Annotated in this window: 30 protein-coding genes and 2 tRNA genes; 14 read left to right on the top strand and 18 right to left on the bottom strand. The window is 63.2% G+C overall.

What is annotated here, in order from left to right; all coding sequences use genetic code 11:
- The 5 genes from Q8R73_RS14870 to Q8R73_RS14850 form a co-directional block, all read right to left on the bottom strand.
- Positions 1–77 (bottom strand) — tRNA-Pro (locus Q8R73_RS14870).
- Between the two features lie 66 nt (positions 78–143).
- Positions 144–575 (bottom strand): DUF192 domain-containing protein, encoded by a 432-nt coding sequence (locus tag Q8R73_RS14865; protein WP_305720323.1) that lies wholly within the window; start codon positions 573–575, stop codon positions 144–146.
- Positions 576–770: 195 nt separating this feature from the next.
- On the bottom strand, positions 771–1,481 hold the full coding sequence (locus Q8R73_RS14860; protein WP_305720303.1) for a cold-shock protein: 711 nt from the start codon (positions 1,479–1,481) through the stop codon (positions 771–773).
- A 199-nt stretch (positions 1,482–1,680) separates the two neighbouring features.
- Complete coding sequence (locus Q8R73_RS14855) at positions 1,681–2,442, bottom strand: Sir2 family NAD-dependent protein deacetylase (RefSeq protein ID WP_305720302.1); 762 nt, start codon at positions 2,440–2,442, stop codon at positions 1,681–1,683.
- A 137-nt stretch (positions 2,443–2,579) separates the two neighbouring features.
- The gene (locus tag Q8R73_RS14850) at positions 2,580–2,837 is read right to left on the bottom strand and encodes a hypothetical protein (protein ID WP_305720301.1); all 258 of its coding nucleotides are present in this window, start codon (positions 2,835–2,837) and stop codon (positions 2,580–2,582) included.
- 185 nt (positions 2,838–3,022) lie between these two features.
- Between Q8R73_RS14850 and Q8R73_RS14845 the strand changes: the two genes are divergently transcribed.
- The gene (locus tag Q8R73_RS14845; RefSeq protein ID WP_305720300.1) at positions 3,023–3,220 is read left to right on the top strand and encodes a hypothetical protein; all 198 of its coding nucleotides are present in this window, start codon (positions 3,023–3,025) and stop codon (positions 3,218–3,220) included.
- A gap of 77 nt (positions 3,221–3,297) precedes the next feature.
- On the top strand, positions 3,298–3,513 hold the full coding sequence (locus Q8R73_RS14840) for a hypothetical protein (RefSeq protein WP_305720299.1): 216 nt from the start codon (positions 3,298–3,300) through the stop codon (positions 3,511–3,513).
- A gap of 20 nt (positions 3,514–3,533) precedes the next feature.
- Here Q8R73_RS14840 and Q8R73_RS14835 read toward each other — a convergent pair whose 3' ends face one another.
- A complete protein-coding gene (locus tag Q8R73_RS14835; protein ID WP_305720298.1) occupies positions 3,534–3,725 on the bottom strand; it encodes a hypothetical protein in 192 nt (63 codons plus the stop codon).
- 315 nt (positions 3,726–4,040) lie between these two features.
- On the opposite strand from Q8R73_RS14835, the gene Q8R73_RS14830 reads away from it, so the two are divergent.
- Complete coding sequence (locus Q8R73_RS14830) at positions 4,041–4,304, top strand: sulfur globule protein precursor (RefSeq protein ID WP_305720297.1); 264 nt, start codon at positions 4,041–4,043, stop codon at positions 4,302–4,304.
- 76 nt (positions 4,305–4,380) lie between these two features.
- Here Q8R73_RS14830 and Q8R73_RS14825 read toward each other — a convergent pair whose 3' ends face one another.
- Entirely contained in the window at positions 4,381–4,518 is a 138-nt protein-coding gene (locus tag Q8R73_RS14825) for a hypothetical protein (RefSeq protein ID WP_305720296.1), read from the bottom strand.
- Positions 4,519–4,722: 204 nt separating this feature from the next.
- On the opposite strand from Q8R73_RS14825, the gene Q8R73_RS14820 reads away from it, so the two are divergent.
- The 3 genes from Q8R73_RS14820 to Q8R73_RS14810 all read left to right on the top strand — a co-directional run bounded on the left by Q8R73_RS14820 (position 4,723) and on the right by Q8R73_RS14810 (position 5,796).
- Positions 4,723–4,947, top strand: coding sequence for a hypothetical protein (locus Q8R73_RS14820; RefSeq protein WP_305720295.1), 225 nt, complete (start codon positions 4,723–4,725; stop codon positions 4,945–4,947).
- An 84-nt stretch (positions 4,948–5,031) separates the two neighbouring features.
- Complete coding sequence (locus Q8R73_RS14815) at positions 5,032–5,217, top strand: hypothetical protein (RefSeq protein ID WP_305720294.1); 186 nt, start codon at positions 5,032–5,034, stop codon at positions 5,215–5,217.
- 126 nt (positions 5,218–5,343) lie between these two features.
- The gene (locus Q8R73_RS14810) at positions 5,344–5,796 is read left to right on the top strand and encodes a VOC family protein (RefSeq protein WP_305720293.1); all 453 of its coding nucleotides are present in this window, start codon (positions 5,344–5,346) and stop codon (positions 5,794–5,796) included.
- A 229-nt stretch (positions 5,797–6,025) separates the two neighbouring features.
- Here the strand turns inward: Q8R73_RS14810 and Q8R73_RS14805 are convergent, their stop codons facing one another.
- Positions 6,026–6,709, bottom strand: a complete 684-nt coding sequence (locus tag Q8R73_RS14805) for an HAD hydrolase-like protein (protein ID WP_305720292.1) — start codon at positions 6,707–6,709, stop codon at positions 6,026–6,028.
- 110 nt (positions 6,710–6,819) lie between these two features.
- Between Q8R73_RS14805 and Q8R73_RS14800 the strand changes: the two genes are divergently transcribed.
- On the top strand, positions 6,820–7,467 hold the full coding sequence (locus Q8R73_RS14800; protein ID WP_305720291.1) for a glutathione S-transferase family protein: 648 nt from the start codon (positions 6,820–6,822) through the stop codon (positions 7,465–7,467).
- A gap of 89 nt (positions 7,468–7,556) precedes the next feature.
- Here the strand turns inward: Q8R73_RS14800 and Q8R73_RS14795 are convergent, their stop codons facing one another.
- From Q8R73_RS14795 to Q8R73_RS14780, 4 genes are all read right to left on the bottom strand, one after another.
- Positions 7,557–7,709 carry a hypothetical protein gene (locus Q8R73_RS14795; protein ID WP_305720324.1) on the bottom strand — a complete coding sequence of 51 codons (153 nt, stop codon included), beginning with the start codon at positions 7,707–7,709 and terminating at the stop codon, positions 7,557–7,559.
- Between the two features lie 29 nt (positions 7,710–7,738).
- Positions 7,739–7,984, bottom strand: coding sequence for a porin (locus tag Q8R73_RS14790; protein WP_305720290.1), 246 nt, complete (start codon positions 7,982–7,984; stop codon positions 7,739–7,741).
- Between the two features lie 96 nt (positions 7,985–8,080).
- Complete coding sequence (locus tag Q8R73_RS14785) at positions 8,081–9,157, bottom strand: calcium/sodium antiporter (protein WP_305720289.1); 1,077 nt, start codon at positions 9,155–9,157, stop codon at positions 8,081–8,083.
- A 148-nt stretch (positions 9,158–9,305) separates the two neighbouring features.
- The gene (locus Q8R73_RS14780) at positions 9,306–9,563 is read right to left on the bottom strand and encodes a PilZ domain-containing protein (RefSeq protein WP_305720288.1); all 258 of its coding nucleotides are present in this window, start codon (positions 9,561–9,563) and stop codon (positions 9,306–9,308) included.
- Positions 9,564–9,867: 304 nt separating this feature from the next.
- Here Q8R73_RS14780 and Q8R73_RS14775 point away from each other — a divergent pair.
- A tRNA-Glu gene (locus tag Q8R73_RS14775) sits at positions 9,868–9,942 on the top strand.
- Positions 9,943–10,238: 296 nt separating this feature from the next.
- Positions 10,239–11,006 carry an outer membrane protein gene (locus Q8R73_RS14770; RefSeq protein ID WP_305720287.1) on the top strand — a complete coding sequence of 256 codons (768 nt, stop codon included), beginning with the start codon at positions 10,239–10,241 and terminating at the stop codon, positions 11,004–11,006.
- A 462-nt stretch (positions 11,007–11,468) separates the two neighbouring features.
- Here the strand turns inward: Q8R73_RS14770 and Q8R73_RS14765 are convergent, their stop codons facing one another.
- Positions 11,469–11,738 (bottom strand): hypothetical protein, encoded by a 270-nt coding sequence (locus Q8R73_RS14765; RefSeq protein WP_305720286.1) that lies wholly within the window; start codon positions 11,736–11,738, stop codon positions 11,469–11,471.
- A gap of 246 nt (positions 11,739–11,984) precedes the next feature.
- On the opposite strand from Q8R73_RS14765, the gene Q8R73_RS14760 reads away from it, so the two are divergent.
- Entirely contained in the window at positions 11,985–12,329 is a 345-nt protein-coding gene (locus tag Q8R73_RS14760) for a hypothetical protein (RefSeq protein ID WP_305720285.1), read from the top strand.
- Between the two features lie 156 nt (positions 12,330–12,485).
- Here Q8R73_RS14760 and Q8R73_RS14755 read toward each other — a convergent pair whose 3' ends face one another.
- Positions 12,486–12,872 carry a hypothetical protein gene (locus Q8R73_RS14755; protein WP_305720284.1) on the bottom strand — a complete coding sequence of 129 codons (387 nt, stop codon included), beginning with the start codon at positions 12,870–12,872 and terminating at the stop codon, positions 12,486–12,488.
- A gap of 424 nt (positions 12,873–13,296) precedes the next feature.
- On the opposite strand from Q8R73_RS14755, the gene Q8R73_RS14750 reads away from it, so the two are divergent.
- Complete coding sequence (locus tag Q8R73_RS14750) at positions 13,297–14,529, top strand: Zn-dependent hydrolase (RefSeq protein WP_305720283.1); 1,233 nt, start codon at positions 13,297–13,299, stop codon at positions 14,527–14,529.
- 39 nt (positions 14,530–14,568) lie between these two features.
- On the opposite strand, the gene Q8R73_RS14745 is transcribed toward Q8R73_RS14750, so the two are convergent.
- On the bottom strand, positions 14,569–14,838 hold the full coding sequence (locus tag Q8R73_RS14745) for a DUF2061 domain-containing protein (protein WP_305720282.1): 270 nt from the start codon (positions 14,836–14,838) through the stop codon (positions 14,569–14,571).
- A gap of 210 nt (positions 14,839–15,048) precedes the next feature.
- On the opposite strand from Q8R73_RS14745, the gene Q8R73_RS14740 reads away from it, so the two are divergent.
- From Q8R73_RS14740 to Q8R73_RS14730, 3 genes are all read left to right on the top strand, one after another.
- Positions 15,049–16,086: a PrsW family glutamic-type intramembrane protease gene (locus Q8R73_RS14740; RefSeq protein WP_305720281.1), complete on the top strand. Its 1,038-nt coding sequence runs from the start codon at positions 15,049–15,051 to the stop codon at positions 16,084–16,086.
- A gap of 151 nt (positions 16,087–16,237) precedes the next feature.
- Entirely contained in the window at positions 16,238–16,810 is a 573-nt protein-coding gene (locus Q8R73_RS14735; protein ID WP_305720280.1) for an HdeD family acid-resistance protein, read from the top strand.
- A 254-nt stretch (positions 16,811–17,064) separates the two neighbouring features.
- A complete protein-coding gene (locus tag Q8R73_RS14730) occupies positions 17,065–18,150 on the top strand; it encodes a 3-deoxy-7-phosphoheptulonate synthase (RefSeq protein WP_305720279.1) in 1,086 nt (361 codons plus the stop codon).
- 57 nt (positions 18,151–18,207) lie between these two features.
- Here Q8R73_RS14730 and Q8R73_RS14725 read toward each other — a convergent pair whose 3' ends face one another.
- From Q8R73_RS14725 to epmA, 3 genes are read right to left on the bottom strand one after another with little or no spacing between them, the layout of a single operon-like run.
- Positions 18,208–18,459, bottom strand: a complete 252-nt coding sequence (locus Q8R73_RS14725; RefSeq protein ID WP_305720278.1) for a hypothetical protein — start codon at positions 18,457–18,459, stop codon at positions 18,208–18,210.
- A gap of 54 nt (positions 18,460–18,513) precedes the next feature.
- Positions 18,514–19,629 carry a lysine-2,3-aminomutase-like protein gene (locus Q8R73_RS14720; protein ID WP_305720277.1) on the bottom strand — a complete coding sequence of 372 codons (1,116 nt, stop codon included), beginning with the start codon at positions 19,627–19,629 and terminating at the stop codon, positions 18,514–18,516.
- Positions 19,626–20,678 (bottom strand): EF-P lysine aminoacylase EpmA, encoded by a 1,053-nt coding sequence (gene epmA, locus Q8R73_RS14715; protein ID WP_305720276.1) that lies wholly within the window; start codon positions 20,676–20,678, stop codon positions 19,626–19,628. The genes Q8R73_RS14720 and epmA overlap by 4 nt, the downstream gene beginning before the upstream one ends.
- Positions 20,679–20,799 lie beyond the last annotated feature (121 nt).

Here is a 20,799-nt window from a genome sequence, read left to right as displayed (position 1 = left end):
TGGTCGGGGCAGCTGGATTCGAACCAACGACCTGCAGTACCCAAAACTGCCGCGCTACCAGGCTGCGCTATACCCCGATGGCTTGGGAAGCCCTGTCGTTACACGCTTCAGGCGCTGCCAGCAAGGCGGCTTCCGGCGCCTTGTCAGGGCTTGAAAAGGGGATGGGCGACCCGGTCGCCGGGCGCGATGCCGTATTTCTGCGCGGTGCCGGCGATCACTTCCAGCACCCCTTTGGCCAGTCCGCCGGACGAGATGATCTTGAGGGAATGCGGCTCGGTATTCTCGGCGATGCGCAGGATCCGGCCGTCGGCGCGGATGAAGATCATGTCGAGCGGGATGTAGGTGTTCTTCATCCACATCGAGATCTGTTGTTCCGGCGAGAAGTCGAACAGCATCCCCTTCCCGTCAGGCAATTCCTTGCGGTACATCAGCCCGGTCTCGCGCTCCTTGTCGGTGGTCGCCATCTCGACAGAGAAGACATGCACGCCGCTTTTGGTCACGATTTCGAGCGGCTGGATGCTAGCCGCCTGCGCGCCGAAGCCGGTCAATATGCAAAGCATTAGCACCGCGGCCATCGGTATCCGGAACCAGGCGCGGGCGCGGCGCCGATCGACACTCGAAGCAAAACTCATCAACGCTCACCGAAAGCCGTAAAGGATTTTGCCAATGCTAGCCCAATGATGTCTGGAAACGCCAGAGCTTCGGCAGGGCGCGAATAAGCATTTTCGCGAGCCCCGGCTAACGCTTTCGTGAGGCGGCGCCTTGGCCGATCAGTGCGACGACAGCCCGGGCGCGCCGGCTTCCGGCTGGATCTCGGCCGCCATCATTCCCTTCGAGCCGGGTCCGAACCGCACCAGCACGTACTGGCCGGGGCGCAACTCGGTCATGCCGAAGCGGCGCAGGGTTTCCATGTGCACGAAGATGTCGGGTGTCCCCTCCCCGCAGGTCAGGAAGCCGAAGCCGCGCAGCCGGTTGAACCACTTGACCTGCGCCCGCTCCAGCCCGCTGGTCGGGGTGACGCTGACATGGGTCCGCGGCGGCAGCATCTGCGCCGGGTGGATCGCGGTGGATTCGTCCATCGAGACCACCCGGAATGCCTGATAGCCTTTCTGTCGCTGCACGCATTCGCAGACGATCCGCGCGCCTTCATACGCGGTCTGATAGCCGTCGCGTCTAAGCACGGTGACGTGCAGAAGCACGTCGGGCCAGCCATTGTCCGGCACGATGAAGCCATAGCCCTTTGATGCATCGAACCATTTGATGACACCGGCGATTTCGACCAGGTTCGCGGCGCTCTCGCCGAGGCCCACCAGCGCATCGATCGCGGAATCACGTCCGGCACTGCCTGCATATTCACTCGGCCCAAGCCTGCTCGACCCAAGCCCGCTCGACCCAAGCCCGCTCGTCCCAAGCCTGTCCGGTCCGGTTCCGCCTGATGGCGGCCCGCCGAGCTTCTTGGACTCAAAACTGTCCGACCCCATGACCCCGGACCCCACACATCAGCGACGACCCCGTTACCGCTACGAAGTCGCCGGAACACGCGCCCATCTATGAGTATTCATGATGACGCCACGCGAATCTCTCGAATCAAAAGATAACACTCCCGCGTGCCGCGCATAGACAAAAAACAAAACTGGCATGAGCTATGAACAGCTTGCGCGGCCGCGAATCAATCGGCCATCAGTTGCCGACGAACGGCCCAAGCGTCTCCCCGATGTCGTGCCTGATCACGAGGTCGGCGATATCGTCCTGTTCCGTGGGCTCGTTGTTGATGATCACCAGCCGTGCGCCGCAGTTCCGCGCCATCATCGGAAATCCGGCAGCAGGCCACACCACCAGCGATGAGCCGATCGCGATGAACAGGTCGCAGTGCTGGGCGAGTTCGGTGGCGCGGCGCATGGCATCTTCCGGCATCGCCTGCCCGAACGAGATCGTCGCGGTCTTGACCGGCTCATCGCATACGGCGCAGTCCGGCGCGCCGCCGGTCTCCTCGAAGCGCAGCTTTGCCCAGGCCAGGTCATAGGCCTTTCCGCAGCCGATGCAGCGGGCGTACGTGGTGTTGCCGTGGAGTTCGACGACATGCTCGGCGGCGAAGCCGGATGCCTGGTGCAGATTGTCGATATTCTGGGTGACGATGGCGGGGATCTTGCCGGCCCTGTAGAGCGCGGCGAGCGCGCGATGACCGCGTCCCGGTTTCGCGGCGGCGAATGTCGGCTCCATCGCAAAGCGCCGCCGCCACGCCTCGTCCCGCGCGTCCGGACTGGCGACGAATTCATCGAACGGGATCGGCCGGTTGCGGCTCCACAATCCGCCGGGCGAGCGAAAATCGGGAATGCCGCATTCGGTTGAGATGCCGGCGCCGGTGAAAGGAACGATGGTGGACGCCTCGGCGATCATGTCGCCGAGCTGTTCCACGCCGCTGCGAAGATCGGTTGCGATCATGAGATTATATCCGAACGAATGGCCGCGCTGACTATAGCACGGCCGGTCGCATTGCTAAGCCGACCGCACGCCCGGATCGCGCCGCCACAGGCGCGCGCTGCGCCGCCCTTGTCAGGAGGCCTCGACAGCCTGCCTCATCAGGCTGCTTTGGCGACCGGCTCTCCGGACATCCTGGCCTCACCGGTCGCGCCGGTCTCCTGGCTCTTCCTCGGCTTGGCCGCGGGAGGTGCGACTTGCGACTTGCGCGCTGGCTTGTCGTATTGCGCGAGCTTTTCCAGTTCGGCCTCGAGTTCGGCGCGCCGCGCCGCGACCTTCTCTGCCAGCTTGTCGGTGGCGAGGTCGCGCAGGTTGGCGACCTCCTCGATGCTCATCGCGTCCAGATCGATCCTTGCCATGGCCAGCCTCCCGTTTCTCTTTGGCTACCGGCAACGCGGAGCTGCCACAAGCGCGGGATCGATTTTATCCACCGCGAAGGTCCCGACCCGACTTCGCCCGAGAGCGATCACAATCCTGCGACCTGGCGTCCCAAATGCCGCCCCAATCGCCGACGCCAATGGTCGCGGGACAAGAATCAAGAGGGATGGGCATGATCGAACAGCCGTACAACGCCGCACACGAGCGGGAAGAGATCGCCAGCCGCGTGGCGAGTTTCAAAGCCACGCAGGAAAGGTTCGAGCGCGAGCGCGAAGAATATTTCGTCGCCACGCTGCAGAATGCCCGCGGCGGATCCGAACCGCTTTCCCGCCACGCGTTGGAGGACCCGCCGTTCTGGTCGTAGCGGGAAACAGCGGAACCCTATGCTGTACGATGGAACGCGCTGGACGTTGGCGTGTTTCCGGAGCAGAGGAGCCGCTGATGCCGTACGCGCTTTACGAGAAAGAATACCGGCTCAGCCGGACCTTCCAGACCGCAACCGACGCATGGCGCTGCGCGGAGGATTGCGGGCTGGTGGTCGATGAGCCCAATGGCCGACAACGGCTCGAAGACGGCTACGTGATCAGATCCTGTCCGCCCGACGCTGACCCGGTGCTGAACGAAACTCGCCGCACCGACGATCCTTGCCTGCCTTGAGCCGCTCGCGAGGCTTTCAATTACTTGCCGACGAATACGCGCGCCCGTAGCCTGGGCCCCGGATTGAACCGCCGCAGCGGGAGTTCGCCCCGGCGCATGCGCTGCAGCGCAGCTCGAACGCTGAACGCGATCAGTACCTCATGGTGCCGCAACCCCTTGCCACCCTTCACGAGGCCGAGATCCCGGATCAGGCAGTAGTGGCCGCTGCTCATGCGGGCGAGCCGGCAATTCTTCCATCGCAACATCGCGCCAGCATGCACTGCCCCGCGATTCCGTCAATTCTTGACACGAATCGATTCCGTTTTGTTCACGGTGGAACGAACAGGGGACGCGTTTTTTCGGTCAGACAAACCTTAACGAAACGCTTCTTTCTGAGCGCGACGCGCATCGCAATGACGCCGCGTTCGCGCGCGTGTGACCCACCGCACGTCTGAACATCCGTTCAGGCGAAACTCCTGAACTATTGCCGTGCGTAAAGCGTCCCATGTGCATCGTAACCGGTGCAATGCACCCACCTGGAGAATACAATGCTTCGCAAGATCTCGTTCGCCGTCATCACCGCTATCGCGCTCGGAGCTGCCGCCATGTCGCCTGCTGCCGCGGGTGGCAAGGGTGGGCACGGTCACGGCCATGGCAAGCACATGGGCCATGGCCACGGTGGACACCATGGTCACGGGCTTCACAAGCACCGCCATGTTTACGGCGGCCCGGCCTTCTACATCGGCGGCGATTGCTACAGGTACATTCACACCCGGCGCGGTCTGCGCCTCGTGAACGTCTGCGTTTTCTGAGCGAAGCGAATACCCCGGCCGATGTGAACGGCCGGGGCGTTTTCCCGTCCGCGTCCGGCCGTCAGTGCACCGACAGTCAGGCCGCATGAGCCTCCCGTTCGGCAAGCGCCCTTTCAATCTGGCGGCGAACGGCCGCGGTGGGACGGCCTTCCCGTTCAAGCAGGCGCAGTTGATTCCACAAGCGGATGATCTGTCGCTCTTTGCCGGCGTCCATGACAATCTCCTCCGTGGCGCCATAGTGAACGAAACAGGAACAATTTTCAAGCCCTCTCGATGCGGCCGACCGATGGCCACCTGGAACACCCCACCTGTCCGTGGGTTGAGCTTCACGGGTGGGGCGATCAGGCCCCAAAGAAGCCGGCGGGGGCCTTCCGCGCCGGAGCCGACGCTATCCAGAACTACCAAAAAGAAGCAGAAAATGCCCTACATCGTAACCGGTACCGACATCCGGGGCGTCAACACCGCCCGGCGCCGGACGCCAGAAATGGCACTGAAGAAAGCACGCGAGTTCATCGCGCACGCTTGCTACAATGTCCGGATCACGACGCCGGAAGGTCGCACCTACCATTCCGCCCAGTTCGGCGATCTCCCGCACACGCCCGCGGCAACGCGCCCCTCCCGCAAGCGCGCCCCTGCCCGCTAGGCGCGCCCCGCCGCATCGTGGCGAACCCCGGGGAAACCGGCGCAAGGCAGTTCTCTTTTGTAGAAAAAACCTGCATAACGCGGCATGGCAAAAGCAAAAGTCACCTTCAAAATCGTTCGTATCGCCGAAGACAACTGGAGCATCCAGGCGGATTATCCCGGCGCCGAGCCGCGCATGATCACCGGCCTGACCAGCAAGGCAGACGCCGACGAGTGGATCAACGGCGAACGCCGCATCGGCTGGCTGCGCTCGCAAGGCTACGCGAAGTAGGCGCCGGGTAGCGGCGGACGGGGTGCTGGCATTCAGCCCTTATCGCCCCTGCACGCGTTCGCGTTTTGCTGCTATTGAACCTCCCGGACCGTCGACAGTCTCTTCAATCCAAGGGAACAGAAAACCATGCGTTACCTCCACACCATGCTGCGCGTGCGCAATCTGGATGCCGCGATGAAGTTCTATCAGGATGCCCTGGGGCTGAAGGAGGTTCGCCGCATCGACAATGACAAGGCGAAATTCACGCTGGTATTTCTGTGCGCCGCCGGGGACGAGGCGCTGCTGAAGAATACACCCAGCACGCGCGGCGCGCCGCTGGTCGAGCTCACCTATAATTGGGACGAGGAGAAATACGGCGAGGACCGCTATTTCGGCCACCTCGCCTATGAGGTCGACGACATCTACGCCACCTGCGATCGCCTGATGAAGATGGGCGTCACCATCAACCGGCCGCCGCGCGATGGCAACATGGCTTTCGTGCGCTCGCCCGATCTGCACTCGATCGAACTGCTGCAGAAGGGCGATCCCAAGCCGCCGGCCGAGCCGTGGCTGTCGATGCCGAACACCGGACACTGGTAAGCCCTGGCGCCGCCGGGCCTCCGGCGTCGGGATGCGCCGTTTCCTGACGTGTATCCGTTCACGGTCGGTGAACCTTTTTCCCTCAGTCTTGACACAGGATTCGAGGGAGTCTCATGAGCCAGTCCAGGCACTATCAATTCCAGGCAGACCAGGCCAGGCGCCTGGCCCGTCAGGTGAGCAGTGCAGAGGTTCGTGAGCGGCTGCTGGAAATGGCCGGCGAATACAGCCGCTACGCCGAGTTGATGGAAGCCCGCGAACAGCCGCGCGAGCAGGCTTCGGCCTGAGCCGGCGAAAGCAGCCGCGTAATATCCGCCACGTCATCGAACACCCGAACCGGCGAAAGCCGCCCGAGCGCCTCCGGCCAGGCATAGCCCCACGACACCGCCCCGAAATCGATCCCGGCCTGCGCTGCGGCCTCGCCGTCACGGACCTCATCGCCGATCGCAATGGCATCTCCGGCGGCGACGCCGGTGCGTTTCAGCACCGACCTGAACTTGGCGGCCTTGCCGAACATCGAGGCGCCGCAGGCAAATTGCGACATCACCGCCGCGTGGTCGCCGAGCGCCCGCCTGACATTGCTCTCGGAATCGGAACTGACCATGGCGATGGTGACGCCGGCTTGCGACAACGCCTGCAGCATCGATCCAACACCGGCGAACAGCGGGATGCTGTCGATGTTCCGGCTCTTCAGCCGGCGCATGTCCGCCGCGATGAGGGGCATTCGCCAGAGCGGCACCTCGAGCCAGGCGATGATTTCGCGGGATGATTTGCCGCGCAGCATCTCGACGTCGGCATCCTCGACGCGCCGGAAGCCGTGCTTGTCGGCCAGCGAATTCACCACCTGCCGAAACCATGGCAGGCTGTCCGACAATGTTCCGTCGAGGTCGAAGATCGCGAGCTTGTATCCGGGCATGATCCGGGCCTTATAGCATCCGGGGCGGGAATTTTTACCGGGATGGCCCGCACATCCCGCGGTGTTTTCCGCTATCAACGGCAAGAGCCGAGCAACGGGAGAGCCAACGCGTGCCAAACAGGAATCAGGCCCAGCTGACGATCTGGGGCCGGGCCAATTCGGTCAATGTGCAGAAAGTGCTGTGGTGCCTGCGCGAACTCGACCTCCCCTTCCGGCGCATCGATGCCGGCATGGCCTTCGGCCAGAACGACAAGCCCGAATATCTCGCGATGAATCCGAACGGGCGGATACCGACCCTGGTCGACGGCGACTACGTGCTGTGGGAATCCAATTCGATCATGCGCTACCTCAACCTCGCCTATGGCGAGGGATCCCCGATCTATCCGCAGGCGCCGAAGGCGCGCGCCGGGGTCGACCGCTGGCTGGACTGGACGCTGTCGACGCTGCAGCCAGTCGATCGCCCGGTTTTCTGGGGGCTGGTGCGCACCCCCGTCGAAAAACGCGACATGGTCGCGCTTCAGAAGGACGCCGACGCCGAGGCCGAGCAATGGCGCATCGTGGAGGCACAGGTGGCGACGCGGCGCTTCATCGAAGGCGACGATTTCACCATCGCCGACATCGCGCTCGGCGCCTATGCGCGGCGCTGGTTCGGAGTCGAGGGCATCGTCAAGCCGAGGCTGCCGCATCTGGAGCGCTGGTTCGCCGAATTCGCCGCGCGCCCCGGGTTTGCGGAGTTCATCGCGCCGCCGATGTCGTGAGAGGCTCCTGTCATTCCGGGATGGTCCGAAGGACCAGACCCGGAATCTCGAGATTCCGGGTTCGATGCTTCGCATCGCCCCGGAATGACCTACGGACCCGACTGCTCGAACAGCACGACGGCGACGATCACAACCAGCGTGACCGCCGTCACCGCGAGGCGCGTGGTCCAGGTCATGCCGCGGCTGACCCACCACAGCAGCGCACAACCCATGATGACGGGAACGATGATTTCGAGCTGCAAATCGGGCCTCGTGGCTGTTTGACGGAGTGCTAGCGACTGCCGCCGACCCCGATGCTGACGGCGCCGCCGATCTTCACACAGGTCTGCGTACCGTCAACCCTGACGAAGCCCGCGCCATACGCCGCGCAGGAACGGTCGGTGCCGGCGCCCTTCAGCGGAACCTGCCGGACGGTGGCGCCGGATCTATCGGTTTTTTGCTGGCGGGGCTGCTCGGCAGCCGCCGAACAGGCCGGCCACAGCGCGGCGACGGCGATCAACAGGAATACATTTCGCATCCCGCATTTTATCGCCGGCGAGCGGGAGGGACAAGGATGCCCGGGTGCCGTCGCGCAATGGCCGGCCGCATCACTGTGGAGCTGGCCCTCGCCCGGTCAGGATGATTGGTGTCTGGCGCGCCACTCACGCCACGTGATGACGCCAACCGTCAACACGCACAGCGGTAGAACGACGGTCCCGAGAACCAGGCCGTAGGTCGACAGGGCGTCGTGCTGCTGAGCTGCCATCACCAGATAGATGGTGTAACCGGCATAGAGCGCCAGAAACACCGCGCCCTCCCAGCGAGCGATCAGGTTTCCGGTGAAAAAGATCGGCAGGCAGGCGATCGCCACGGCGATCATCACGGGAATATCGAACGCCATCAGTGCGGGGGCGACGGAAAGGCCGCCCGACGCCACCGCCGAGGAAATTCCGAGCACGCCGACGATGTTGAAGATGCAGCTTCCCACCACATTGCCGACGGCAATGTCGCGCTCACCGCGGATCGCCGCCATGATCGAAGTCGCAACCTCGGGCAGCGAGGTACCCATCGCGACAATGGTCAGACCGATCACCATTTCGCTGACACCGAACAGTTTCGCAAAGGTAACGGCCGCCTGAACCAGCAAGTTGGCGCCCACCACCAGCAGGATCAAACCGGCGACGATCATCGCGATCTGCACCGGAAGTTTCGCGTTCCAGCCCGATCCAGGCTCGGCCGTCGTCTGCGCGTCCGGATCCGACGCTTCCTGGCGACGGCTCTGGACGATCAGAAATACCGTGTAGGCGGCAAACAGGCATACCAGGATCATTCCGTCGATGCGCGACAAGGCGCCATCCCAAGCCAGTGCCGCCAGCAACAAGGAGGTGCCGACCATGATCGGGACCTCCTGGCGGATCAGTTGTCGATTGACGACCAATGGCGTGATGAGCGCCGACAGCCCGAGGATGAAGAGCACATTCAGGATGTTGCTGCCGACGACGTTGCCAACCGCAATGTCGGCCTGGTTCGACATCGCGGACTGTACCGAGACCGCCAACTCCGGAGCGCTGGTCCCCACGCTCACCACGGTGAGCCCCACCACGAGCGGCGATATTCCGAACCTGAGCGCCAGGTTCGAGGCCCCTCGCACCAGCAGTTCTGCGCCGATCACGAGAGCTGCAAGTCCCGACAGAAAGCTGAGTAGCGCCACGATCTCTCTTGCCTCATTAGCGGAATTTCGGTTCGACGAAACCGCACCCTAATCGCCGGGAGTTGTCGCCGAAAGTGGCGTGCGGAATCGGAAGTGCGGCGTATCGTCCGGGAACACGGTTCGCATCCCGCCAATAATCTGGGCTTGGCTACCGGACGAACTTGACGCCGACGGTCTTGCCGCGGCGCCAGACCACTTCGCAGCTTCGCCCGGTACGCGCGTCGCGCGATAAGGCCAGCCGCAGTCTGCCCGGCAGCGCGTTGGGATCGTCGACCGTGACCTTGGCGCCGGTCGAGGACAAATCCTGCACCACGCAGGGTCGCGCGGCGAAGCCGCCGTCCAGTGTGAGCCACCCTGGCTGGTGGACGGATTTGCGGGATTCCCGCTTCTTGGCGGCTGCGGCCATATCGAGCGCTCCTGAGACGCAATCCCTAACCGGTCCGACTTTAGGAACCGTTGCGAGGTAGGGAAAAATCCCTGGGTTTCTGGCTGCGGGAAAGCATCCATCCCGCCACAAAACGCAAGTGCCGGTGGCTTGCCCGACCGCGCAAACGCCACTATACGTTCGCCCGCTGCCTCGCTCGCGTCACTGCGATCGGGGTTGCGCGAGGGCACCATCGCTCCTTCAAAGCTTTGATTTGCCTGAGCTTTTGTGCAAACTGCAGCGAACCGGCAGCTCTTGCGACCAGTTCGGTCGCAGCGACGCCTTCGCTCCCTTCGTCTATCGGTTAGGACGCCACCCTTTCACGGTGGAGAGAGCGGTTCGATTCCGCTAGGGAGCGCCATCGCCGTTGACAGGCCGCGCCCCGCTTCAACCGCAGCGATATCCTGCACGAAATCCTGCCAGTTGCGGCGGCGGCGGTGCCCGTCTGCCGCCTTCCCAGCGGAAAAACCACCGGTAGCTCCACCTCAGTGACGCAGCATAAGATGCTGTTTGACGGGGTTCCCAACGCAGAACGTGAGCAATATTGCACACTCGGTCCGCGAATGTGGCTTTTTGGCAATAGTCGAGATCGCCTGCCTCCCCGTAAAAGTACGGCCATTGGACCCGAAGTATGGGTATTAATCGAGGAGATTGGCTATGAAGACGATGATTGCGGCAAGCGCCGCCCTTCTTATTGCAACCACCGTCGCCGGCACTGCTGCCGATATGGCGCCTCGTTATGCTAAGGCACCGCCGATTATCGACACCTGGAGCTGGACCGGCTTCTATGTCGGCGCCCATGTCGGCGGTGGTTGGGGAACGACCGAGTCGACCCTCACTGGCGCTTCCGCTCCGGGTCTCGGCGCGGTCGCGTTCAATTTTCCATTCTCCCAGAACAGCCGGAGCGGCCTCCTGGGCGGCGGCCAGGTCGGGTATAACTGGCAGAGCGGCTGGGTGGTATTTGGCGTTCAGGGCGACATTGCCGGAATGGACGTCAAGGGAACCGTTCCCTGCGTGGTCGTCCTTTCCTGCACGACTGAAAGCGACTGGCTGGCCACGGTTTCGGGCCGCATCGGTGGCGTGGTCGCCGACCGCACCCTGCTTTACGTCAAGGGCGGTGGCGCCTGGATGAATTCCACGCACAGCGTAAGCGCTCCGGGCGGCGGTTTCATTGGCGGTCCCGGTGGCGGTGGCGGCTTGACGCAAATCACCAGCGCGGACAGCACTTCCTGGGGATGGCTGGTCGGCATGGGCGTCGAGTACATGTTCGCCAAGAACTGGACCGGCTTCCTCGAGTACAACTACATCGATTTCGACACGAAGAACGAGGCCTTCGGCATCGGCGCCCCTGCCGCCTTCACCATCAATGCAGACCTCAAGAACAAGCTGTCGGTTGCCAAGGCTGGCGTTAACTACAAGTTCTGAACTCTCGTTTAACGATCTCATCTCCAGCAACTAAGGCCCCGGCATGGTCCGGGGCTTTTTTTGCGTGTCGCATGTGCAACACCCTCCGACAAACCTCTTCGCCCGACGTTGGCATGCCGGATGGGCATGAACCGAAGAGCGCGTGGCGCGACGAACAGGAAACCACTGGATACTTGCCTGCATGGCCGAAGCTGATATCCGACCAGGCCTCCGCGTTCGCCTGTCTCCACTTGGGATGAAACGCTGTCCAAGGCTGGTCAGTCACAAGGGCGTCGTCGTGGGCACGAGTTCTCGTACCGGATCGGTCCGCGTACTGCTGGATGGACGAAAAATGCCCGTTACCCTGCACCCGAGTTACGTTGAGTCCGACAGTTCCCGAAATGGATTGAACCTTGGAAATTAGCCCTGGCGAAACTCTGGACGGGTGCCTGACGCCAGCCGTAATCCGGCGCGGAGCCCGACTTAGCTCCGACGTTCATCCCTGGATTCTTCGGCGTAAAGTTGCTTGGTTGACCGTTCGGTCAGTTCCTTATCCGATCGGGTCCTGCGCCTGTTGCGCATGATGCCGTAAACCAAAGCCAGTCCGAGGACGAAAGCGCCGATCCACCAGAGCGCAACCGGAATCATGGGTCCGTTTTGAACCGGCTGGCCCTGCGCAGCCAGATCGACCGGCGACAAGACCAGGGCGATCGACGCGAGAACAAGGACGGTCTTGAAGACGCCGCCGGCCAATCGGTTGCAAAGCGAGGTTGGTATGATGGTCATGCTATCCTCATTTTATCCAGCATAACCAATCGCGGCAGGCTGCCATTGTTCCGGTTCCGCCGGCCGGCCCCGGCGCGCGCCCTGCCCTTGCCGCGGCGATGCATGCATGGGACGGAATCGACGCATGAATTGCCAATCATGCGTCGCACCTATAACAGCGGCCTCTCATGGTGGCGTACCGCCACTCATCTCCGTTCCGTTTGAAAAAAGGTTATGTTCTCAATGCTCCGCTGTATCATTTCCGCACTTCTCATAACCGTTTCAAGCGCCGCTCTATCGGAAGAAAACTGCCAGTCCGAAAAATCCATCAAGTCCGCCGACAGTAACAAGGAAACAAAAGTTCAGTTCAAGAACGAGAGCAAAAGCAAGATCAAGATTTACTGGATCAACTATGACGGGAAACGCGAGTTCTACAGCGACGTGAATCCCGGACGGAGCTACACGCAAGACACCTATATGACGCATCCCTGGGTCATTACCGATATGACTGGCCAGTGCGTCCTGCTGTTTCGGCCGCTGCCTGGCGCGACCCTGGCGACCGTCAGCACCGTCGATTGATCAGCCACAACAATAATGCGGCCGCTCCCAAACGAGCGGCCGCATTATGCACGGCTGACCGGCGGGAACGCGGAACCCAATTGCATACCGTGACGGTATCGACGGATCTCCTTCACCCACGCCGAGTTTCGACGATCCAACAGTTCAACCCGCTTTTCATCCAGCGCCGATCCGGTTCCATTCTGGTGGAAAAATATTTCCGTCGGTCGAGTCGGTTTCCGGATAGACGTTCGACGGCGGCTGGCTTATTTTTTCGACGCGGTTTCCAGAACAACGGTGAGCCATGAACTCTCTGACGGATGTTCTGCTGTCGCCGATCGAACGCCCGCGTTGCGTTCGATGTGGAATGCGCATGGGCCTGACGAGCATTGAACTGCGCCGCGGCGACACCGAAAAACGGACCTTCGCCTGCTCCAGATGCGCCAGCATCGAGACCAAAATCGCTACTGACCCTCTAAAGTCCCACGAGATCGTCCGGATGGCAAGCAAAATCAGGCCACCGGGATGAAGATCGGTCTGACATTTGTTCGGGTGTTCGTCCAACTCGGCATGTCCCTCGCACTCACCACCGTGGCTGCCCTCGGCATTTTCATGATTGTCCGATATGTTGCGTGGGTTGGATGACGGCGTTAGCGGCGGTGACGACTGAGGAGTCTTTGCTCACTCGAACGACGCCAGGCGCAAAAACGATTCCACGAAGGAGGCGCGCGAAGGCTCGGATTGCATCCGCTGCTCTGTATGCTCGTATGCGTTTGTTTGTGCGAATATGCACACGAGACCGCGGGCGCAGCGCGCATCCGGCTTTCCGTGCGCCCTCTTGCTTCAGAGGTTGTCAACGACGCAAAGCGCGGACGTCAACGGGCCGAGACAATGTCGACGCTCGCCTTTCCCGAAATGGAATTTGCGCGAGGCATTCTATTTTGCGATGGTCCTTCCGGATTTTCCACCGGCTAGGGAGAGCCCGCCATTGCCTGACAATCGCTCCCACGTCGACGGCGCCCGGGTGCTTGCCGATCTCGATGCGCTGCGCCGCATCGGCGCCTACAAGACCGGGGTTCACAAGCCGACCTTCTCGGATCCGCATATGCAGTCGCTGCAGTGGCTGGCGCAGCGGCTCCCCGCGGCAGGGCTTGCGGCCGAGATCGATGGCATCGGCAACGTGATCGGCACAAGCACAAAGGCTGGTCCAAAACTGCTGGCCGGCTCCCACCTCGAAAGCCAGAACTACGCCGGCTGGCTCGACGGGCCACTCGGCGTCGTCTACGCGCTCGAAGCCGCCCGCGTGATCAACGCCGATCCGGACGCCGACGGGTCCGTCGAAGTCGCGGCATGGTGCGATGAGGAAGGTCATTTCGGCTCGTTCCTCGGCTCGAGGTCCTATGTCGGCGCGCTGACCGAGGATGACATTGACGCCGCGCGCGACCGCAGCAGCGGCCGAACCATGCGGGATGCGCTACGCGAGGTGGGACTGGCCGGACGGCCGCGCGCCGGGGCTGAACGCGGTCGCCACATCGGCTATCTGGAGGCGCATATCGAACAGGGCCAAACGCTCGAAGGCGGCGGCCTGGCGATCGGAATCGTCACCTCCATCGTCGGCATCTGGCAGTACCGGATCATTTTCGAGGGCGAACAGAATCACGCGGGCACCACGAGAATGGACGTTCGCAGGGATGCCGGTCTGGCGCTGGCGCGATTCTGCGTGGCGATCGACGACCGGTTTCCCGGGGCATGCGGACCGCGCACGGTATGGACCACCGGCCGCATCGTGCTCGATCCCGGCGCGCCCAGCATCATTCCCGGACGCGCGGAAATGCTTTTCCAGATGCGCGACGATGATGCTGCCGTGATCGATCGCCTGGAAGCCCTGCTGCGCGACATGGCCGCCAAGGCCAGCGCGCAAGGCCGCTGCACGGTCGCGGTGGAGCGAATTCGGACCGGCGCTCCCGCTTTGATGAATGCGGCTTTCCAGCAGGCCATCGAGGCAGCCAGCGTGGCCCTCGTCGGCGGCCGATCGGTCCGCATGCCCTCCGGCGCCGGACACGATGCGCAAGTACTCGCCTCCATCATGCCGGCGGGCATGCTGTTCGTGCCTTCGATCGGCGGCGTCAGCCATCACTGGAGCGAGAACACCGAGGACGCCGACATCGTCACCGGCGCCGAGGTGTTCGTCGACACCTGCCGCCGCCTGCTGGCGCGATGAACTCGCCGGTCTCCCCTCACCCGAACCGGATGGGCGCTATCAATGCGTGGCCCGGCCCCAGGCGATGGATGCCCAGACGCGCTCATGAGCGTAATACCAGCCGATCTTGGTCAGGAATTCGAGGGCGGCAATGGAACCCGCCAGCGCCACCTTGCCGGTCAGGTACCAACTGATGGCAAATGTATCGAGCGTGCCCAGTATCCGCCAGCTGATTGCCTTCAGTACCGACCTCGTATGGGTCTCTTTTCCGCTAAATAGGACCACCGATGCGCCTCGCTGCCTGACGATACCAGATCCAATCACGCTCATTCGCCCAGGTCGCCGGAAAGTCACCCATGGACCTCGCTCGCGAACGTGCATTGGCCTAGCCATATCTGAACCAAGCTGGTTTGACTGAAGAATCGCTGCCTGCGGGCACCCCGCCCGCGGGTCCGGGAATGCCGGAGGCCTGCTGCTTGCTGTCGCACTTGCGTATTTCCGGAGCGGACGGCCCGGAAAAATGGCATAGCTTCCCTTGAGATGTTCCTCCTCGAATCCCTCCCCACCGTCATCGGCACCGCGGCGATCGCGCCGGCGCTCCTGATCCTGTGGCTGGTGATCGCCGCCGGCGAACGGCCGGGCCCGCCCGCCAGGGTCTGGTCCGCGTTTCTGCTGGGCACGGCCAGTGTGTCGCTGCTCGGCGTGGTCCGGAAACCGCTGACCTCGCTGTTCGCGGTTCCGGAGCACCCCTGGCTCGCGAACGCGCTGCATGCGATCCTCGGGATTGCGGCGCCCGAGGAAATCGTCAAAATTCTCGTCATCCTCCTGGTTTCGATGCGGCGCCGGCCGGGCGCCGACCACATGGACGCGGTCGTTTATGGCGCCGCCGTCGGGCTCGGCTTTGCCGCCTACGAAAATCTCGCCTACCTCATCCAGCACCAGGAAATATGGAAATCGCTGGCCGCGCTGCGCAGCGTCCTCACCGTTCCGTTCCATGGCGCGCTCGGCATCATCGCCGGCGCCTATATCGCCATCGCCCGGTCAGGCACGGCGCTCGGCGCCAACCGGCATCACCGCGACTGGGCCCGCATCTCCAGCGGAATGCTGATCCTGCTGGCGCCGGTGACGCTGCACGCCGCGTTCGATTTCCCGCTGCTCACGCTGCAGCAAAATCCGGACATGGCATCGTCCACCCGGCTTGTTCTGGGTACCACCAGCGTGCTGATCGGGTTCGGCACGATCGGCCTTGCTGTGCGGCTGGTATGGCGGGTCGGCCGGCACCACGCTCCACGCTCCGAGGTCGCGCGCGAGCGTCTCAGCCAGTTGCGTCGAATGTGGGCGCTGCTGGTGGCCGGTGGCGGCGCCGGCTTTGCGGGGCTCGCCTTCCTGCTGACCTCGATCCATCAGTGGTTCGTCAACCCCGACCGCAATCCTGCGCTGGTTCTGGTCCCGATCGGCCTCACCTCCATCCTGATCGGCGCAGCCCTGCTGCTGGCGACCAGCGCGATCTATATTCTCGGCCGCAACCGGATGCGCACGACGGCGGAGGGATTTTCTTCGCTGTCGAGCCAGCGCTGAGGCAAGGCTGGGTCAAGGCCGAACCAGAGCGTGGATTGCGGCCGGCGTTGATCTCGCGCAAGCGGCGGCGTCAACAAATCTGATCCGCTGTCGCGTGCGCGGGTTATACTGCGCGCCTCAACACCGCGCGGCCGGCATCCGGAGACCCTCAATGACCCTTCCCCAGGACATCACCAAGCTGCAATCCGACCTGGACGCCGCCGCCCGCGTGCACTGGAAGGCCTTTCTGGCCGAAGGGATCCTGTTGGCGATCCTGGGATTGGCGGCGATCATCGTGCCGCCGCTGGCAAGCCTCGCGGTCACCATTTTTCTCGGCTGGATGTTCCTGATCGCCGGAATCGTCGGTCTCGCGCTGACATTCTGGGCCCGGCAGATGCCGGGCTTCTGGTGGTCGCTGATCTCGGCGGCGCTGGCGGTAGGTGCCGGCATCATCCTGCTGGCGAAGCCGGTGCAGGGCATCCTCACCCTCACCATCGTGGTCGGCGCCTATTTCCTGGCCGAAGGCGTCGCCACCATCATGTATGCCCTGCAGCACCGCCGCGAATTGTCGGAGCGCTGGAGCTGGATGGCGTTCGCCGGTGCCCTGGACATCCTGATTGCGGCCATGATCATCATGGGCTTGCCGGGTTCGGCCGAATGGGCGATCGGACTTCTGGTCGGCATCAACCTGCTGTTCGGCGGGGCTTCGCTGATCGGGATGGCGCTCGCCGCGCGCAAGAGCTAAGCCCGCCCCCGGACGGATCACCGCTCCCCGTCCGGTTTTTTGGGGGATGACAAGCTTCACGCCATGCGCTATCAGAGCGCCCATGATCACCGTCGCCACCAGCAACTATTGGTATTTTAGCCTCGACAGCTCGCTGGCGGTGGGAGGATCACGCGCAATCTGAAGAATTGCAGCAAAGTAGTCCGAACAGCCGCCGCCCGATCTGGCGGCTTTTTTTTGGCCGGCAGGTCCCTTGACCAACAGGAGCCCTAGCCGTGTTGAGCACCACAGACGATCTTCGGATCGAAGAAATAAAAGAGCTGATTACGCCACAGGAAGTGATGCGCGAAATCCCGCGAACCCTGACCGCGACGCGCGTGGTGACGGCGTCGCGTAACGCCATCCACACCATCCTTGATGGTGCGGACGATCGCCTTCTGGTGATCGTCGGTCCCTGTTCGGTGCACGATCCCGATGCCGCCGTGGATTACGCTACGCGCCTCGCCGCCTTGCGCGAACAGTTGTCCGACCGGCTCGAGATCGTGATGCGCGTCTATTTCGAGAAGCCGCGTACCACGGTGGGATGGAAGGGCCTGATCAACGATCCCGACCTCGACGGCAGCTTCAACATCAACAAGGGCCTGCGGCTCGCCCGCAATGTGCTTTCCGCCGTGAACAATCTCGGTCTGCCGGCCGGAACCGAATTCCTCGACCTCACGACGCCGCAATACATCGCCGATCTGGTGGCGTGGGCGGCGATCGGAGCGCGCACGACGGAAAGCCAGATCCACCGCGAACTTGCTTCCGGACTGTCCTGCCCGGTCGGCTTCAAGAACGGCACCGACGGCAATGTGCGCATCGCTGCTGACGCGGTGAAGTCGGCATCGCAGCCGCACCACTTCATCGCGGTCACCAAGCGTGGACGCTCGGCAATCGCATCGACGTCGGGCAATGAGGACTGCCACATCATTCTGCGCGGTGGCGGCCGGCCGAATTACGACCAGGCCAGCGTCGCTTCCGCCTCGGCCGAACTCGCGCGCGCCGGCGTGGCGCCGCGGATCATGATCGATGCCAGTCACGCCAACAGCGGCAAGAAGCCGGAGAATCAGCCCTTGGTCGTCGCCGATGTCGCCCGCCAGGTCGCCAGCGGAGATCAGCGCATCATCGGCGTCATGGTCGAGAGCAATCTGGTCGCGGGTCGGCAGGATGTATTGCCGGGCACGGCGCTGACCTATGGACAGAGCATTACCGACGGCTGCATCGACTGGCAGGCAACGGTTTCTGCCCTGAACCTGCTGGCCGACGCCGTCGCAGCCAGACGAAACGCACGGACGGTCCAATTGCTGGAGCGATCGGCCTAGCCAATCGGTCGTGCATGGACGGGCCGTCTGCGCCCTGCCACCCGCTCTGCCCGCGGCCTAACAGCCGCGGCAGATGCTCTTGATCTTGCGGTCGAGGATCGCGTTTTCCCTGCTCAGGGGATCGTTCGGATCGTTCAGATTCTTCTCCGAAGGCACGTCACTGGCGCGCGGCTGGCGATGGCCGATCGGCGCCTGCGGCAGCGGCCGGTCCTTCACCGCGGTCGATGATCCCCCACTATTGCCGGTTTGGGCGATCGCGGGAGCGCCGATCCAGATCAGCAGCGCCACCGCTGTAATCACTCTTCGCATCTGCCTTCTCCATCGATCTGCGCGCCCGTTCGGGAACCTCCATCCGCCATCGCATCACGGCGCCGGCGGATAGAGATGAACGTCGCCGCAATAGTCGACCACACGATAGCGTGTTTCGCCGCCCGATTCACCTTGAGAAGACGTGAAATCCGCCTGCGACAAATAGCTCGGGCCGACCGGCGATTTGCCGTGGCCGCCGGGAATATCCAGCACGTATTCCGGCTGGCACAATCCGGAGACCCGGCCCCTTAAAGTTTGCATCAATTGCTGTCCGTGCGCGAGGGTCGTGCGCAGATGCGCCGTGCCGGGCGCGAGATCGCCGTGGTGCAGGTAATAGGGCTTTATTCTGCACTCGACGAAGGCCCGCATCAGCGCCTCCAGCGTCACGGCGTCGTCATTGACGCCGCGCAGCAACACGCTCTGACTGACCATCGGAATGCCGGCATCGACGATTCCGGCGCAGGCGGAACGCGCCCTGGCGGTCAGTTCCCGCGGATGATTGGCATGCAGCGCAATCCAGGTCGCGGCACCCGCGACCTTCAGCGCCCCGATCATCTCGTCGCTGATGCGCTGCGGTTCGGCGACCGGCACCCTGGTGTGAATGCGAATGATCTTGAGGTGATCGATCGCAGCCAGATCCGCCATGATTTCGGCGAGCCGCCGCGGCGACAGCATCAGGGGATCGCCGCCGGTCAGGATCACTTCCCAGATTTCGGGATGCGCGCGGATATAGGCCAGCGCATTGTCATAGGCGCCCTGCGAGAGCGCACTCGCCTTGCCCGGCCCGACCATCTCCCGGCGAAAACAGAAACGGCAATACACCGCGCAGACATGGACGAGCTTGAACAGGACCCGATCGGGATAGCGATGCACGATGCCCGACACTGGCGAATGGCGGTGATCCCCGATCGGATCGGCGCTCTCGTTCGACTGCGCGACCAGTTCCTCGGCGTTTGGGATGTACTGCCGCGCGATCGGATCGTCGGGATCGTCGGGGTCAATCAGGGCGGCGACATCGGGCGTCACCGCCACCGCGTAGCGCGCCGCGACCTTTTCCAGATCCGCGAGAGCCTCGACGGGCACGAGGCCCTGGGCGACCAGTTCCGTTGGATCGCGCAAGGTCGCAGCCGGCTTGAAATTGATCCTGTCCCTGAAATTGATCCTGTTCATGCCTCACCTGCCGGCGGTGTCCATACCACCTGATCGATCCGTAGAGCGCCGCTGGCCAGCATCACCAGCCGGTCGAAACCGAGTGCCACGCCGCTGGCCTGCGGCATCCGCCCGACCGCGGCGAGAAAATCCTCGTCCAGCGGATAGCGTTCGCCATAGCGCCGCTGCTTTTCGTCCATCGCCTCGGTGAAGCGATGGCGCTGTTCCCGCGCGTCGGTCAATTCGCCAAAGCCATTGGCGAGTTCAACGCCGCAGGCATAAATCTCAAAGCGCTCGGCGACGCGTGGATCGGACGGTTTCGTCCGTGCCAGCGCCGCCTCCGGCGCCGGGTATTCGAACAGGACGGTCAAGCGCCCCTGCCCCAATCCCGGCTCGACATGCTGGACCAGTACTTTGCTGAAAATGTCGGACCAGGTGTCGTCATCCGATATCCGGACCCGCGCGTTTGCCGCTGCCGCCAATGCGGCGCGGTCGCCGTGGCCGTCCGTGACAGTGGCGAGCAGATCGAAGCCGGCAAAGCGTTCGAATGCCGCCGCGACGGTCAGCAATTCGGGTTCGGCAAGCGGATCGGCGGTCCTGCCGCGAAAGGAAAATTTCCCGATACCCGTCGCCTGCGCGGCATTTGCAATGATCATGATGCTGTCGGCCATCACGGCGTCGTAGCCGGCACCGGCGCGGTACCATTCCAGCATGGTGAATTCAGGCAGATGCAGGTCTCCGCGCTCGCGGTCGCGGAATACCCGCGCCAACTCGAAAATCTTTGTCTCTCCGGCCGCCAGCAATTTCTTGCAGGCGAATTCCGGCGAGGTACGCAAATAGCGGGTGGCCCGCTGGCCGTCGGCGCCCGTCAGTTCGGTGCGGGGCGCATGCAGATGGGTCTCATTCCCCGGGGAAACCTGTAGAATCCCGGTCTCGACTTCGGCAAAACCCTGCGCGTCGAACCAGTTGCGAACGGCCCGGACAATGGTGCTCCGCGCGGCGAGAAACGGCCTGACGTCGGCATGCCGCTCGGGCGTCCACCAGGGCGAAATTCGGCCGGTTTCGGGCATCAGTGGGCCACCCCGTCGGGCTGCAAACTGCTGGCATCGACCGGCAAAATCAGTATGTTGCAGCCCGAAACCGCCTCTACGGCCCCGGGACGCCCTTGTCCGGATCGGGCCGGGGCCAGAA

Source organism: Bradyrhizobium sp., assembly GCF_030697065.1.
Lineage (GTDB): Bacteria > Pseudomonadota > Alphaproteobacteria > Rhizobiales > Xanthobacteraceae > Bradyrhizobium.
Note: the sequence above shows the minus strand (reverse complement) of the source record. Positions and strands in the feature narration are given on the sequence as shown.

What these genes read in the sequence shown, in the direction of transcription:
- Q8R73_RS14770 (WP_305720287.1), top strand. Translation starts at nt 10,239, where the DNA reads ATGAAGACGATGATTGCGGCAAGCGCCGCCCTTCTTATTGCAACCACC.
- Q8R73_RS14740 (WP_305720281.1), top strand. Translation starts at nt 15,049, where the DNA reads ATGTTCCTCCTCGAATCCCTCCCCACCGTCATCGGCACCGCGGCGATC.
- Q8R73_RS14805 (WP_305720292.1), bottom strand. Translation starts at nt 6,709, where the DNA reads ATGCCCGGATACAAGCTCGCGATCTTCGACCTCGACGGAACATTGTCG.
- Q8R73_RS14845 (WP_305720300.1), top strand. Translation starts at nt 3,023, where the DNA reads ATGGGCATGATCGAACAGCCGTACAACGCCGCACACGAGCGGGAAGAG.
- Q8R73_RS14825 (WP_305720296.1), bottom strand. Translation starts at nt 4,518, where the DNA reads ATGGACGCCGGCAAAGAGCGACAGATCATCCGCTTGTGGAATCAACTG.
- Q8R73_RS14820 (WP_305720295.1), top strand. Translation starts at nt 4,723, where the DNA reads ATGCCCTACATCGTAACCGGTACCGACATCCGGGGCGTCAACACCGCC.
- Q8R73_RS14720 (WP_305720277.1), bottom strand. Translation starts at nt 19,629, where the DNA reads ATGAACAGGATCAATTTCAGGGACAGGATCAATTTCAAGCCGGCTGCG.
- Q8R73_RS14735 (WP_305720280.1), top strand. Translation starts at nt 16,238, where the DNA reads ATGACCCTTCCCCAGGACATCACCAAGCTGCAATCCGACCTGGACGCC.
- Q8R73_RS14835 (WP_305720298.1), bottom strand. Translation starts at nt 3,725, where the DNA reads ATGAGCAGCGGCCACTACTGCCTGATCCGGGATCTCGGCCTCGTGAAG.
- epmA (WP_305720276.1), bottom strand. Translation starts at nt 20,678, where the DNA reads ATGCCCGAAACCGGCCGAATTTCGCCCTGGTGGACGCCCGAGCGGCAT.
- Q8R73_RS14790 (WP_305720290.1), bottom strand. Translation starts at nt 7,984, where the DNA reads ATGCGAAATGTATTCCTGTTGATCGCCGTCGCCGCGCTGTGGCCGGCC.
- Q8R73_RS14815 (WP_305720294.1), top strand. Translation starts at nt 5,032, where the DNA reads ATGGCAAAAGCAAAAGTCACCTTCAAAATCGTTCGTATCGCCGAAGAC.
- Q8R73_RS14850 (WP_305720301.1), bottom strand. Translation starts at nt 2,837, where the DNA reads ATGGCAAGGATCGATCTGGACGCGATGAGCATCGAGGAGGTCGCCAAC.
- Q8R73_RS14760 (WP_305720285.1), top strand. Translation starts at nt 11,985, where the DNA reads ATGTTCTCAATGCTCCGCTGTATCATTTCCGCACTTCTCATAACCGTT.
- Q8R73_RS14865 (WP_305720323.1), bottom strand. Translation starts at nt 575, where the DNA reads ATGGCCGCGGTGCTAATGCTTTGCATATTGACCGGCTTCGGCGCGCAG.
- Q8R73_RS14840 (WP_305720299.1), top strand. Translation starts at nt 3,298, where the DNA reads ATGCCGTACGCGCTTTACGAGAAAGAATACCGGCTCAGCCGGACCTTC.
- Q8R73_RS14855 (WP_305720302.1), bottom strand. Translation starts at nt 2,442, where the DNA reads ATGATCGCAACCGATCTTCGCAGCGGCGTGGAACAGCTCGGCGACATG.
- Q8R73_RS14860 (WP_305720303.1), bottom strand. Translation starts at nt 1,481, where the DNA reads ATGGGGTCGGACAGTTTTGAGTCCAAGAAGCTCGGCGGGCCGCCATCA.
- Q8R73_RS14725 (WP_305720278.1), bottom strand. Translation starts at nt 18,459, where the DNA reads ATGCGAAGAGTGATTACAGCGGTGGCGCTGCTGATCTGGATCGGCGCT.
- Q8R73_RS14810 (WP_305720293.1), top strand. Translation starts at nt 5,344, where the DNA reads ATGCGTTACCTCCACACCATGCTGCGCGTGCGCAATCTGGATGCCGCG.
- Q8R73_RS14780 (WP_305720288.1), bottom strand. Translation starts at nt 9,563, where the DNA reads ATGGCCGCAGCCGCCAAGAAGCGGGAATCCCGCAAATCCGTCCACCAG.
- Q8R73_RS14745 (WP_305720282.1), bottom strand. Translation starts at nt 14,838, where the DNA reads ATGAGCGTGATTGGATCTGGTATCGTCAGGCAGCGAGGCGCATCGGTG.
- Q8R73_RS14830 (WP_305720297.1), top strand. Translation starts at nt 4,041, where the DNA reads ATGCTTCGCAAGATCTCGTTCGCCGTCATCACCGCTATCGCGCTCGGA.